Source organism: Tenacibaculum ovolyticum DSM 18103, assembly GCF_000430545.1.
Classification (GTDB): domain Bacteria; phylum Bacteroidota; class Bacteroidia; order Flavobacteriales; family Flavobacteriaceae; genus Polaribacter; species Polaribacter ovolyticus.
Map to the genome: position 1 here is coordinate 65909 of NZ_AUMF01000016.1, position 13727 is coordinate 79635.

The 13727-nt window shown below is 30.8% G+C and carries 10 protein-coding genes; 3 read left to right on the forward strand and 7 right to left on the reverse strand.

Annotated elements, in window-relative coordinates; genetic code table 11:
* Positions 1-30: 30 nt before the first annotated feature.
* From H518_RS19345 to tssD, 4 genes are all read right to left on the reverse strand, one after another.
* Positions 31-3216, reverse strand: coding sequence for a LodA/GoxA family CTQ-dependent oxidase (locus H518_RS19345; protein WP_043706611.1), 3186 nt, complete (start codon positions 3214-3216; stop codon positions 31-33).
* Between the two features lie 437 nt (positions 3217-3653).
* Positions 3654-4091: a hypothetical protein gene (locus H518_RS0105980; RefSeq protein ID WP_155995172.1), complete on the reverse strand. Its 438-nt coding sequence runs from the start codon at positions 4089-4091 to the stop codon at positions 3654-3656.
* Positions 4092-4375: 284 nt separating this feature from the next.
* The gene (locus H518_RS0105985; protein WP_155995173.1) at positions 4376-4843 is read right to left on the reverse strand and encodes a hypothetical protein; all 468 of its coding nucleotides are present in this window, start codon (positions 4841-4843) and stop codon (positions 4376-4378) included.
* A 1-nt stretch (position 4844) separates the two neighbouring features.
* Positions 4845-6458, reverse strand: coding sequence for a type VI secretion system tube protein TssD (tssD, locus tag H518_RS0105990; protein WP_028888222.1), 1614 nt, complete (start codon positions 6456-6458; stop codon positions 4845-4847).
* 592 nt (positions 6459-7050) lie between these two features.
* On the opposite strand from tssD, the gene H518_RS0105995 reads away from it, so the two are divergent.
* Together H518_RS0105995 and H518_RS0106000 are read left to right on the forward strand one after the other, a co-directional pair.
* Positions 7051-7269: a helix-turn-helix domain-containing protein gene (locus H518_RS0105995; RefSeq protein ID WP_028888223.1), complete on the forward strand. Its 219-nt coding sequence runs from the start codon at positions 7051-7053 to the stop codon at positions 7267-7269.
* A complete protein-coding gene (locus H518_RS0106000; protein ID WP_028888224.1) occupies positions 7266-8099 on the forward strand; it encodes a hypothetical protein in 834 nt (277 codons plus the stop codon). The genes H518_RS0105995 and H518_RS0106000 overlap by 4 nt, the downstream gene beginning before the upstream one ends.
* On the opposite strand, the gene H518_RS0106005 is transcribed toward H518_RS0106000, so the two are convergent.
* Both H518_RS0106005 and H518_RS0106015 read right to left on the reverse strand, forming a co-directional pair.
* Complete coding sequence (locus H518_RS0106005; protein WP_028888225.1) at positions 8063-9910, reverse strand: HsdM family class I SAM-dependent methyltransferase; 1848 nt, start codon at positions 9908-9910, stop codon at positions 8063-8065. The two genes, H518_RS0106000 and H518_RS0106005, sit on opposite strands and share 37 nt — an antisense overlap.
* A gap of 615 nt (positions 9911-10525) precedes the next feature.
* Positions 10526-11140 (reverse strand): JAB domain-containing protein, encoded by a 615-nt coding sequence (locus tag H518_RS0106015; RefSeq protein WP_028888226.1) that lies wholly within the window; start codon positions 11138-11140, stop codon positions 10526-10528.
* A gap of 905 nt (positions 11141-12045) precedes the next feature.
* Here H518_RS0106015 and H518_RS0106025 point away from each other — a divergent pair.
* Complete coding sequence (locus H518_RS0106025) at positions 12046-13026, forward strand: hypothetical protein (RefSeq protein WP_155995174.1); 981 nt, start codon at positions 12046-12048, stop codon at positions 13024-13026.
* Between the two features lie 95 nt (positions 13027-13121).
* Here H518_RS0106025 and H518_RS0106030 read toward each other — a convergent pair whose 3' ends face one another.
* A complete protein-coding gene (locus tag H518_RS0106030; protein ID WP_051263681.1) occupies positions 13122-13709 on the reverse strand; it encodes a TMEM175 family protein in 588 nt (195 codons plus the stop codon).
* Positions 13710-13727 lie beyond the last annotated feature (18 nt).

Below are 13727 nucleotides of genomic sequence, written 5' to 3' on the forward strand. Positions count from 1 at the left end.
TTAATTGTATTAAACAATTATAAAAATATATTATTTAGGCGTATATCTTGAAAAACGTGTCATTTTTTCAGGAATACCAACTTCTACTTTTACAAGAGTTTCTTGTTGATGTGAATCTGATTGTTTCATTGTATGTAGCTTAGAAGCAATAAGGTGTATCGTATTGGTAACATTTGTTGATGTTTTAAAATCTTTAGTTAATTCATCTTCAACCAATGTTAATAATTCTCCTTTAGCACCTTCTAATAAAAACTGCTCATTTAGTAAATTGTCATGAGAAAGTTTGTCTACAGCTGCATACAATACATTTTTAGTCGTATCATTTAAAGTATGATTGCTATTTAAAATACTATCTAAATCAACTAAAGTAGCTTTTAATAATTCAGCTTCTTGTTCAGGAGTAGGCGTAATTCCAACCTGCATTTCTTTTGGGAAATTAGGGTCGTGTGTAACACCAGGACGTTTTTGAACTACAGCTAACTTATCAAAATATTTAATCATACTATTAATTTGATTTGTATACGTAGGAGCTCCTCCATCTAAAGGAAGGTCATCTAGCCATTCTGAGCGGAAATTAAACGCTTGAATACGTGTTTCTTCAGCTAGTTCGGGATTGATAACTTCTTCATAACGATCTTCATTTAAAATGTTATTAGGCACTCTAGCAGGCCAAAATGTAGGTAAATACGGATCATAGTCACTTGTGTAGCCATCTCTACAACTAGCCGTATCAGTTTGCCAAGGAATAGCCATCCAACGAGTAATACTACCAGCAACTTGTCCTCCTAAAATAGGTCCTTTAGCTAAAGGCAGTATATCGTTATTCATCATTGCACCATAATACATTGTGTTAACAGGTGGTGTTTTAGGAGCATGTTTTATTCGAAAAGGTGCCATATACATTCCTGAAGAACGCATTGGCCATGTCATTTCACAACCAGGGTGAAAAGCATCCGCTAAACAAAACTCCATGGCAGCTTTGGTAAGCATATCTGGTTGCTCAGCTATTGTTAGTTCATCAATTGTTGGAGGAGTAGGTATATGAGGGCAGCCAGTCATATCAACATAGTCGGCATCAAAATCACCTTTAACCCATTGGTCTAAAAATTCTAATTGTAAGTTAGATAAAGTAGCATGTTGACGAACAGAGCCAGTAGGAGGAATACTAATAGCATCACCATATAACCAAGGCCATAATTGCGGAGCTTCTGCTCCAGAGACTTCAAATCGACGGAAATTATTAGAAAGCGTACGTCGCATTTCCATATAAGCAGAAGATGGGTTCCCTAATTTTTTTATCCATTCGATGGTTGTGTAATTAAATTGCCCTCCAAAACCAAAAGCTCCAGCAAAACCTGCATTTACCCATTGTAAATCGGTCATACGTTGAAATATTGGTAAAATATCTTTAGTAAACGATGGTCTTGTAGGGCGAACTAACATATTCGATTTTACGGCTACATCACGCATTAAATCCCACATGGTACGTACCGATTTTTGCATTGGTGCATAATCTGGTGGCGCACAAATAACCCAAGCAGGATCTACGGTAATTTTATTTCCGTTATATTCAACTTCAGCAGTAACAGGGCCGTCAGAAATATCATCGTACCAACCTTCATTATTTGCAAAAGTAATAGCAATATCTCCGTTAATATTTTCAGATTTTCCATGCCCACCTAACATAACTAAGCGTCCTTTTTCATCGGTATGCATTTCACCTAAATACACTTTGGTAGTTAAAAATTCTCCTTCAAAAGCATCACTTTTATTATTGATACCCGAAATAGATTGAGCACCTCCGTCGATTAGTAATGATTCACGATCTTTTACATCGATATTTCGTAACATAGATGGAGGAACATCAGCTGCTTCAGGAATATCTAAAGCAATGTTAAATTGATACCATGAAGATTTTTGGTTCGATAAATGACTATGCCATGTAATGTTTGAGTTTTCGGAAGTTAATTCTTTTACAGCTTTACCCGCTGCATTAAAACCGTAAATTCTAAACTGAGCAGCTTGTCTTTTTAAAGCACCCGTTTTATCTCTGTATGCATACGGATCGGTTTGCGGTGCTGGATTATCAACCAAAGGACCTAAAAAGTATTCATCTTTACTATTTCCAACTCTCATAACACCAATAGGAGGGTAGATACCTGCTTTTACAATACAGTCGCTATCTTCATCTGTGTTTCCTTTAAATTCGGGGTTTATCTTTGTTGGTTCTTGTAATTGTTGTCCATTTGCTTGATGTCTTGCTTCAGCACTCGCAGCATATACTACTTTTCTTGCTTGTGCAATAGAGCCTAATGGTTCGTGTTGCGGTAATGTTCTCCAAATATTAAAGGCTAAATTACTACCAAATTCAGCTTGCCCAATCGCTGATACATCTTGCTGAGGTAAATGTAATTTTGCAATACATATATACGGACTTTCTTCTGTACTCCATACAACTTGAGCGTCATCTAACGGCATAGTAGCATCGTTAGTTCTTAGCTGTATTTCAAAACGAAAAGTTGCTTCTTTTTTTACTAAACGTTGTTGTAAATCCAATCCTAGGTAATTGGTGTCGTTAAAGGGAGTTCCTTTATAAGTATCTTCAGGTACTAGGCGGTATCTTACAATTTGAGAGTCTCCTAATTTAAAAGGAAGTATTGCCCAATAGCTTGCGCTTAACACACTAGCTTCTTCTTTGGTCATGGCCTGTAAAATACTTGCCAATTCAGGATGTTTATTTATGTAAGTGTCATAATCGTGATTAATAACGCCAGCTTTAGTAAAGCTGCACATTTGTTGTGCATCACGTGCAAAAAAACGATCTATATTTTGAAAAATAAAATCAGCATTAGTACCATCGCCTAATAGTTTAGGTCCATCAACACCAAATAATTTTAAACCTACTCCTAAAGTTGAATGCAAGTCAGGAGATGTTGGCCCTGTATCACTTGAAAAACGAACGGCACATTCGTAGGTATCACCAGCGAAAATTCCGACTTTAAATTTTTCGTCAATGTCTTTATTTATTTCAAAACGACCATATGCTATACCGTGTTGTTTTCTAAATACAGCTCTTTCTGCAGGTTTTTGCCCTTTTTCGATCCTAGTTTTTTGTCCCATTTCTACAAACATCTCTTTAAGACGTTGTGTAACTAAGGTAATATCTCCATCGCAGTTCCAACACGAAGCAGATTTTTTATTTGAAGGTTTTGTCATTGTTAGTTTGTTTTAGTTTTTATCAAATAATTATTGAATAAGACTAAAAATAATTCATAATCAGCTTCATTGTAATTTAATAACCTTAAGTGTATTTATTTTAGGTATGAGTGAGAAAGGGGAGATGGGTAAGTGATAATTGTAGGAATAGAAAACAGTTCCTTTATAATCAATAGGATATCCTCGTTTATAAAGTTTGTAATTAACAGTTTTCATGCGTTCTAAAAAACGAAAGTTTGCTTCGGAATTGAAAACAAATTAAAGTAAGCCGCCTTTATTATAGAATATAGGAACACCCTTATATTTGTTAAAATCTTTAGAGTAAAAAGTTTCTACTGTTAATAGGTCTACTACATGTCCCAAAAAATGTAATTGTGATTTTGCCAGAATATTTGTCTCTTTTGAAATAACTTCAAGTAATAACGTAAAACATTTATTTAATCAATAGGAACGTTTTTGCTATGTAATTCGATATATTTTTTACGTGAAATCCCATTTATTGAATCTCTTATTAAAGTGATTTTAATTGGATTTTTTAAATTATTAAAAAATATTTTTTTAGGTGCACAGCCTTCATTTGCTACATATATATATGAATTTTTATTAATCAATTCGGACTTAAAATCAGGAAAAACAAAATTACTATCAAAATCAGATACTGAGTAATCTTTGATAGAATCATTATAGTGTAACAATAAAATAGCTATGTGTGATTTACCAAGACTTGGAGGGGTAAATACCTTACCTATAAGATGTTCTTTTTTTCTATAGTTTTCTTGTTCTAAGAAAATAGATTTTGGTTTAACTTTTGTTACTACCATTTTCTTAGAACAAGAAAATGATAATAACAAAATAATACATAATATTTTTTTCATCATTTATATAGAATAATATTTTTTTACTTCTTTATACATTATATCCCATTGCCATTTAAAAAAAAATCTTTAAAATCATTATAGTAATCCATAAAACTTTTAGACGCTCCAGCGTATATAACCCAATAATATTCCCCAAAATCTTCAAACTCATATGTTAGATTACATTTATGAAACGCAAACTTCAATTAGGTGAGCGGTCGTATAGGAGCCCCGAACGTACGTTGGTGTGAGAGGCGCGCCCCAATTATTTTAGTTGGAGACGTCAGCTCGATTATAAAACGTTATTTTGGCATTCCTAATGAGCTATCAAACTGTAAATGATTGCTTTTTTGATATATATTATTATCATTCACTTTATAACTTTTCATTATACAATATTTTTGAACTGTAACAGCTGTTCCTCGTTCAATTTCACCAATTTGAAAATCAGATAGTTTAAAAATTAAAGTATCGTTAAGCACAAGTTTGTAATCGTATTTTGTTTTTAATAAACCAGAAGTACGTATATGTAGCTCATCTTTATTATTAACATCGTAAGGATTTACAATATCATTTATTGAGTATAAATTTAGTTCGTTTTTATAATCAGTTTTACTGTATTCATATATAACTACTTTTTTAATGATTGAATTATTTTTATTCCACCCATAAATAAATATGTCTGAGTTTAGAGTGATTGAATCTTCACACTTTTTATCAAAATTGCAGGAAAACATAATCAGTGAGAATATGAACAATACTTTTTTCATACTATTTTAGTTTTAAATAACCATAATAATTATTTCTAAATGAGGCTTTTGATAATCTTAACTTTTTTTTATCAATACCTTTATCTCTTTTAAAATCTCCCCAAGTTACAATATCAAAATTTATGTCTGTAACTTCATCATAATCTGTTTCTGATTTCCCCTTAGAATTTAAAATTTCAAGATTACCCTCATACGTTATCCAATGATATTCTCCGAAATCTGTTATATCGTAATCAGGTTTATTATACATCATATCAGCATCAATCATCATACAGATTTCATATCCGTTTTGGTAATCTTTGTTAATATCTTCTTCTAATATTCTTACTTTTTCGTCTGAGCCAAAGAAATCACGTACATATGATTTGTTTACTTTGTAATAGTCCATTTCTACGGTTTTGTAACCTAAAAGTTTCTTTCCTAAATTGGTCATTAACCATGGCCAATTTATAGCCGAAGCATCTTGTCCTTTTTTACCTGTATAACCAAAACTACTTTCTTTACTTCTTGTGGTTGCCATAGTAATCCAGTCTACTTCAGGAATCCAAGGGTGTTCTTTAGAAGTTTTAGGGTTTGTATTATACATTTCTTCTTTTGAATCTTCACTAGGCTCTACAGTATATCCATTATGAATAGATTTTCCTGTTCTATGAAGTGTTTCAACAAGTTTTTTATAACCTTGTTTGTCGTTTTTAGCGAAGATATAGAATAAACACGCCATACCACAAAGTGAAGTTCTTCCTTGATTTATTTTCCAAGGTTTCTTTAATCTTTCTTCTATTTGTTGTTCAATTATTTCTCTATCAAACCATCTAAAACGGTAATGGTGAAAAACTTCTAAACTTGCTTCATTTTCTTTATTTTTAATGTAGGCATAAAATGTAATATTGTTACCACAGAAATCTAAATCATCCGTTTTAAAAGTTATAATGCCTCCCGTTTGTTTTATATTTCCTATTGTAGCCACACCTTCTGCATTCGTATAACTATATGACCATTTTACTGTTTTGTTATCATTTGGAAGTTTATTGTTTTTATATTTACTAACTTTTAAACGGTATTCTTTACCATAAATTATTCCTAGTTTTTTATTTGAGCCTCCATTTTTTGAGCCTTCATCTAAATTTTCAATTTTTATTTCTTCAACAAAATACTGTTCTTTCTTCTCAACAGCCTGCACAGGCGATTTGTAAGCTTCCTCTTTAATAGGTGTTATATGCCAGCTTCTATGAAGCTTACAACCATAATCTTGAATAGCAGGAGAAATTATCATTTCTACCCTCATTCCGCCACCGTTAGCATCAAATTTAAACTGATAATAAACAACAGGCGCATCTTTAAAATACCAGTCTTTTAAATTGTCGCCATTTGCATCATAGAAAACAATTTTTCCATCATCAATAGGGTATCCTCGTTTATAAAGTTCATAATTAACAGTCTTCATACGTTCTAAAAAACGAAAGTTTGCTTCGAAATCGAAAACAAATTTAAGTAAGCCGCCTTTATTATAGCGTATAGGAGTACCTTTAAATTGGTTAAAATCTTTATTGTAAACGGTTTCTACTGTTAATAGGTCTACTACATGCCCTAAAAAATGTAATTGTGATTTTGCCATAATTTTTTTCCTTGCAATTAATAAGTGTGTAAATCATATGTGTTTGGCTTGAGAGGTGTTGTTCTTTGTAAAAAGAACATTGCTTTTTTTTTACAAATGTATTTCATGAAAAAGAGAAAAGGCATTAAAAAACCGTAAAAAAAGTAAGGGAGAACCTTTCTTTTTTTACGGTTAGGATTAATAATCAAAGCAATTAAAAGGAGCTCTGGCTTTCGGTTTACATATTATCTAAATATGTTTTTAAAAACAAACATGTGTTTGTTTTAAGCTCACTTAATTTTAGTTTTTAGAAAGCCTGAGAAAAAAATGAAAGCCCTAAAAAGGGCTTGTTTTATTGCTGTTTTTATAAAACTATAGGCTTGTGCAACGGTTATCGTTGTTGTAAGTAGTGCTTTTTTCATTCAGCTTGTTTTTCCGATGTTTGTTATTTAATTCAGAAGTGAGCGTTGGCAAGACATACTCTTTTGCAATTTTGGGTCGTGTATTGGCTGGATCGAATTGCAAATGTGTATGGTTTTTTAGTGTTGAACTTATTTATAAATGTTACTTATAGTCTTTGATTTATAGTCAACATTTTCTCAACTTTGTATTCGTGGAAATAAAGTCTAAAATAGGAAATCGTATCAAAGAATTAAGAGATGTCAAGGAGATGTCTCAAAAAGATTTAGCTTATGCGTCTGATTTAGATAGAAGCTATATTGCAAGTGTAGAAAACGGACAAAGAAATATTTCAATTGTTAACATTGAAAAAATTGCTGTTGCGTTAGGAGAAAACTTAATTACTTTTTTTAATTCAAAGATATTTAAATGACATTACAAAATTGTGTAGATAATATTAAGACAACAGTAGAGAGTGCTATTATAGCTAATGGTACAGCAGGAAAAACGTCTGTAATTAGGTCGCAAGGTGTAATTAATGTTTTACACGAAGTTGTAAAAACATCACTTATACAAAATGGTGTGAATGCTAATTTAGTTCATCCTCCATTAGGTCAATCAAATGGCGAAAAGACATTAGCTGGATTTTTAAAGTTTAAAAAGCAAGATATTTGTGTTTTTCCAAATAACAAGCTTCAAATTATTGAATCATTAGATTTTAATGGATTATATGCTACTGGTGTTACAGAACCTTATGGCGAATTATTTACTGAACATATTTTGTCTGTAAATGTTCGAAGTCAATTAAGTAGTATTGGAAACAATATTGATACTATGTATGAAAGAACTTATGCAGAACCTTTGAATTTGCATAGAAGACTTCCTAAAATGGTTTTGGGAGAAGTATATTTACTATCTGTTAGAGAATTGGACTCCACACAAGTTGCTTTAAATAATGTAGTCTATAAACCACATACACTATCTGTTGGTAGATATATTGAAAGATATATTAAAGGTTTTTCAGCTTTAAATATGAGAAATAGTCAAAGAGATGACGATTTTAAATATGAAAGAGTAGCACTTATATTAGCTGACTTTTCTCAAACTCCAGTTAAAATTTATAATAGTAATGCAGAATTAAATGCAGATGGTATTCTGCCAGCTGGTTCAACTGCTGATATGACGAATTTGTGTTATACTGGTTTTGTTGATAGGTTAATCGAAGTTTATGATAAAAGATTTGGGACAGGAATTTTAAGCTGATATTTATCAATTAAGAATTCGTCAATTTCTATCTTATTTTTAAGGTTTGTTAAAATACCAATTTCTTCTTTTGTGAAGTTTGGGATTGTAAACTTTTCAATGAAATTCTTTTGATAACAAGGAAAACCACCTTGTATTGAAACACTTGTATTACTAACATAATAATCCATAATAATGGAATTAAGTATTTTTTTAACTAACAATAAGTTTTCTTCTTTAGAGAAAATATTTTCACTTTTTTTATTAAAATAGATGCCATAACCATTTGTATAATAAGCATCTTCTTCAGGAACAAATAAAAACCTTGGATGTTTACTAAATGTTGGATTTATAATTTTTTTACCAAATCTTGTAATTCCTTGTGTTCTTCCCCAAACATAAAATGGTGAAAAAACTTTTTTACCTTTTCCACGACCTTTTAATTTTTCTTTTTCTGAAAGCAAAAACTCATAACATTTAGGGAATTTAGCTAAAAATTCATTTTCCAAAATTGGAATTGCATTTTTGGAATCTGTATGATATGGAGTAATAATTCTTAAAGTATTGTTTTCAATATCTTTTTGGCTTTTAAATTTAGATATTTTATAAACAGGTCTTGTTATTTTTTTTTCAATAAGGAACGTTCCGTTTTCAGTTGTTTTTGTTAGAAATCCATTTTTTTCAATTGCAGAATCTACAAAAAAGACTTCATCTTTTAAGGTTGCAATTCCAGCAGCAATGTTGAATAACTGTTTTATTGGAGTTCCAATTCTCTCAATTATTTTAATATTTTCTTGTTCATTTGTTTTTAGTAGTCTCCATTTACTAACATCCAAATTTTCTAAATAATTAGGCGAACCATTTGCTGAAATTAAAAAGTCAGAACAAGATTGTTCGTCTTTAATTTTATCGAATAAAATAGAATCGTTAGCCTTTTTATTAACAAAAGTAATTGCTGTGTATGTTTGAGCATCAAAAACTTTTTTGTGTCTAAAATCTACAATTCTTGTTACGCATTTATTTTGTGAAAAATATTGACGAAGTGATAAGGCTGATAACGAAGTGAAATAATTATTTGGAGTAATATATCCTAACTTTCCTTTTGTAGTTAACAATTTATAACCTAATTCAAAAAATGCGAAATACAAATTGAAAGTTCCATTTTCAATACTTTTCCAATTATTAATTAAATAAAGTCTATTATCGTCACTTAAATCTTGGAATTTAACATAAGGAGGATTGCCAACAATTATTTCAAATTCACTTTTCCAGTCTGCTTTTAAACTATCTTGATTATATATGTTAAAGTCAGATTCTTCAATTATTTCATTGTTTAAAAGTCCAAAAAGTGATAAGATTATTTTTGAGCGTTTTACATTATAATTTAATATATCAGAGCCATAAACATTTTCTTTGATAGTTTTCTTTACGCTTTTATTGAAAGTCTTTTGGTAATATTCTACCAAGCCAATTAAAAATGCTCCACAACCGCAACTTGGGTCTAAACATTTGTCTTTGTTTTTTGGAGAAACTTCTTTAATTATAAAATCTACAACATAAGTAGGTGTGAAGAACGCTCCGTTTATTTTTCTATCATTTGTCGGAATTAAAAGTTCAAGATAATTTTCTAATAGTTTTAGTTCTTTGATTTTAAGTATTGAAACAAGAAAATAAATTTCTGGTTCAGTTTTGAAATCAGCGAACAGTTCTGAAATTATCGGACTTTTACTTCGTTCTAAATCATTATTTTGAAGAAAAGAATAAATGAGATGTTTCTCAATGAGTGCTATCTCGTGAGAATTCAGTAGTTCATTTATAGTGCTTTTGTTCATTTTTTATGCTGTTGACTATGAGTAACAAATTTACTGTTTTTATTTGGACTACACAAATTTTAGCGTTGGGAAGAAACAGCTCTTTTATTTTTTTTGAGCGTTGGACTTTAGCGTTGATAAAAAAATAAATGTGTTGTTTGTGCGTTGGATTTTTTAGTTCAAATGTTTAATTTTAGCTCAATTTTCGCATTACTTACAATAATTAAATAAGAGCACCTTTTACAATAAAAGGTGCTCTTATTTCTGTTTTATGGTCACTAATATATTTAATTTAAGGAACTTAATTATTGTTTTTTAATATTAATTACAAGATGCGTATAAATTTCTCTAGTTTTATTGCTAGAAAGCTCTGAAACTCGAAAATAAAGAGAGTAATCGTTAAAAAAATACTAAACATATTACTAAAATTAAACTGAATTAATCGTTTTGCTACCGCGAGCATTTTGCTTGTAACAGCATGAGTAGGAAAAGAATGTAAAGATAATAGAAGTGAAATATATGTGTTATAAATTAGTATAATATCACCAGCCAAAACGCTTACACTTGCAGAAGCTATTGTTTGTTATTTTAAGTATTTTATGATAAGATAATAAGAAAATACGAAGCCTTAAAAAACTAAACTTTTAACTTTTCAACCTCCTTAACAGAAAGCCCTGTTGATAATGCAATTGTTTTATAATCAACCCCATTTTTTTTAAACTCTTTGGCTATTTCAACAGTTTTGTTTTTGTTAGCAATTTTAATAGCTTCTTTTTTTAATTGTTGTTCTAATACATATTTAGGTACATACTTTGTGCTTTCTTTTAATTGTTTTAAAAGACCCGTATCAGCAAAACTTAAATAGCTTTTATCAGATATTATTAAATGGTCAAGCACCTCGGTGTCTACAATAATACCAACTTGCATTAATCTATCAGAAATATCCTTATCCTCTTCCGAAGGTTTTAATTCACCGCTAGGGTGGTTGTGACATAAAATTATTCTTACAGCTCTTTTTTGCAAAGCAAAACTAAAAACCTCCATAGGTTCAACAAGTGTTTTGTTAATGCTACCCAAACTAATAAGTTCTATAAAAAGAATTCGGCTGTTATTTGCCAAGCCAATAACCCAAAAATGTTCTCTGTTTTGGTCAATTTTATTTTCTCGAAGCAGCACCTTTTGCATAATCCCGTATATATCTTCAGAGTTTAATACTTTAATTTTTTCTTTTTCTGTTAATTTTATGTCCATAACGTAAATGTAAGCCTTTTTTTAAAAAATGTAAACCTGTTTTTTTGCGCTTATAGGTTTGCATTTACTATTATTGGCTACATATTACAAATTGGCGATAGCGGGTAGCAGGTTATGCACCGCTTTCGCAAGTATCTTGCTCGTGCTGGCATAAGTAGGAAAAGAATACTAAGATTAATAGAAGTGAAGTACAAGGGGTGTTAAATAGTATAATAGCATAAGCGAGACGCTTGCGCTAGCAGGGGGTTAAAAAACCGTAAAAATAAAGGAAGGTTCTTCGTGAATAAGGTAGTTGCTCTTTGCAGTTGGTACGCTAATACTTGCAGCGTGGTAGTTGCTCTTTGCGGGCGGTACGCTAATACTTGCAGTGAGGTAGTTGCTCTTTGCAGTTGGTACGCTAATACTTGCAGTGAGGTAGTTGCTCTTTGCGAGCGGTACGCTAACACTTGCAGCGAGGTAGTTGCTCTTTGCAGTTGGTACGCTAACACTTGCAGTAGGGTAGTTGCTCTTTGCAGGCAGTACGTTAATAATTACCTTAAAGAGTTTGTTGTTTATGCCTTTTTATAATCCTTAACCGTGTTTAAGTAAAAAGCTATTAAAAGCATATTGCTATAGGCCTATTAAAAACATAAAATAAAGTTAATGTGTTGTATAATAGCTGTTAAATATGTAATTTGGCACTGAAAAAGAAAAAGAAACAAGCTTAAAAATTGCTATTACTATACACCATGTTTTAAACATATACTCAGTAAAACCGCTACTTATTAGGTTTTATTAAACTGCTAATAGTTTTTTTGGCATCACTCTTATTCTTTAGTATTATTATTATTTAGGCAATGTTATGAGCCTAAGTAATGTTAACGCATTTTAAAACAAAAAAATTAATAGTAAAACAAAAAATGATTATGAATAACAAAAGAAATTACAAAGGAACAGATGTTTATATGGCAGAAAGCGCGCGAACTGTTTATAACTTATTAGTAGAAGATTTGCCTAAGTTTACAGCCTATAATACCCGCTTTACAGTTGAATATGCGAATGAATTTTTAAATCAGATTAATACGGCCGATACCATTATAACCGATGTTAGCATATTAGCTAAACAAGGGGTAGAAACACAAAAAGTACTTACCGCTATGCAGCAAGCTCGCCAACTGTATAACCGTATAAAAAACCATGCACAATGGGCTTTCGAAAAAACGAGCCCAGCGATAGTAAAAGAATTTACTTCGGGTTACAATAAAATAGGACGCAACCAACCTAAAATGTTATTATTTTTAGAAACTTTAGAAAAAGTAATAAATACACATATAAAAGAACTTATCGATGTAAATAAAGGAGGTATGCCACGAGTTATTTTAAGTGAATTAATAACAATAAAAGAACAACTAAAAACAGCAAACGTACAACAGGAAGTATATAAGAAAAAACGATTGGTAATTACAGAAACGCGTGTAAATACATTAAACAATTGTTATGCAACGATGGTACAAATAAATAATTTAGCACAATTAGTATTTAATGATCAACCAGCTAAAAGATCGCAGTACAGCTACCGTTGGAGTTCGGGAAATAATAAATTAAGCGATTTTGTAGGCAACGTAGCTCCAAATGAAACCAAAGTAATAACCTCATTACCATTTATGGCGGGTACTTATATAAGTTTTGAAAATAGGGGCGTAGTACCGTTGCAGTTTGATTTAAGTATGAATGAAACCACTTTAGAGGGTAATATGGTTGAGTTAGAAGGTGGTGCTATAAACAGCCAAGCAATGGAGTGGTTATTAGCCGAAGGCGTTAACGGAACAAACGTAAATGTATTGGTACATAACCCATCAGAAAACGAAACAGCAAGTTATTTGGTAAGTACCGATACAGCGTATTAGTACAAGCTATTTTAAACAGTAACAATAAAAAATCCACAACATAGTTGTGGATTTTTATTTACAATCATTTTATATCTGAATTGGTATTAGTTCTGTTACTCTTTTATAGCGGTAATATTTAGTTCTATTACCTTAAGTACACCTACTAATAAAAAGCAAGCCATAGCAACATATACATTAATAAAAACAAATAATAAACCAAAAGTATAAATAAAGAAACATGCAACATCTAACGTTTTTTTATTTAAATAAATACCTATTTCAGATGTTTTACCATGAAGTTTAATAGCGGTTTTTCTTAAAAAAATAAACGATAAATGGCACATTAACAATACAACTCCGTATGAAATAACGGGAATAACATCAGTATGATGATTTCCGTCACCTATCCAATCGGTTGTAAATGGGATAATAGATAACCAAAATAATAGATTTAAATTTGCCCATAAAGTTTGTGTGTTTATTTTCTTTGTTATTTTAAATAATTGGTGATGGGTAACCCAGTATACACTAACGTATAAAAAACTTACAAAATAGCTAATAAAAGTAGGCAGTATATTTATTAGACTTTCTATTGTATAGTCTTTTGGTACCTTTAATTCTAAAACCATTATGGTAATAATAATGGCAAGTACACCATCACTAAAAGCTTCTAATCGTTCGGAGGTCATTTCATTTTTCATTATGAAGAACATTAATAC

Coding starts and splice junctions, on each gene's coding strand:
- H518_RS19345 (WP_043706611.1), bottom strand. CDS start 3,216: ATGACAAAACCTTCAAATAAAAAATCTGCTTCGTGTTGGAACTGCGAT.
- H518_RS0105980 (WP_155995172.1), bottom strand. CDS start 4,091: ATGAAAAAAATATTATGTATTATTTTGTTATTATCATTTTCTTGTTCT.
- H518_RS0105985 (WP_155995173.1), bottom strand. CDS start 4,843: ATGAAAAAAGTATTGTTCATATTCTCACTGATTATGTTTTCCTGCAAT.
- tssD (WP_028888222.1), bottom strand. CDS start 6,458: ATGGCAAAATCACAATTACATTTTTTAGGGCATGTAGTAGACCTATTA.
- H518_RS0106000 (WP_028888224.1), top strand. CDS start 7,266: ATGACATTACAAAATTGTGTAGATAATATTAAGACAACAGTAGAGAGT.
- H518_RS0106005 (WP_028888225.1), bottom strand. CDS start 9,910: ATGAACAAAAGCACTATAAATGAACTACTGAATTCTCACGAGATAGCA.
- H518_RS0106015 (WP_028888226.1), bottom strand. CDS start 11,140: ATGGACATAAAATTAACAGAAAAAGAAAAAATTAAAGTATTAAACTCT.
- H518_RS0106025 (WP_155995174.1), top strand. CDS start 12,046: ATGAATAACAAAAGAAATTACAAAGGAACAGATGTTTATATGGCAGAA.
- H518_RS0106030 (WP_051263681.1), bottom strand. CDS start 13,709: ATGAAAAATGAAATGACCTCCGAACGATTAGAAGCTTTTAGTGATGGT.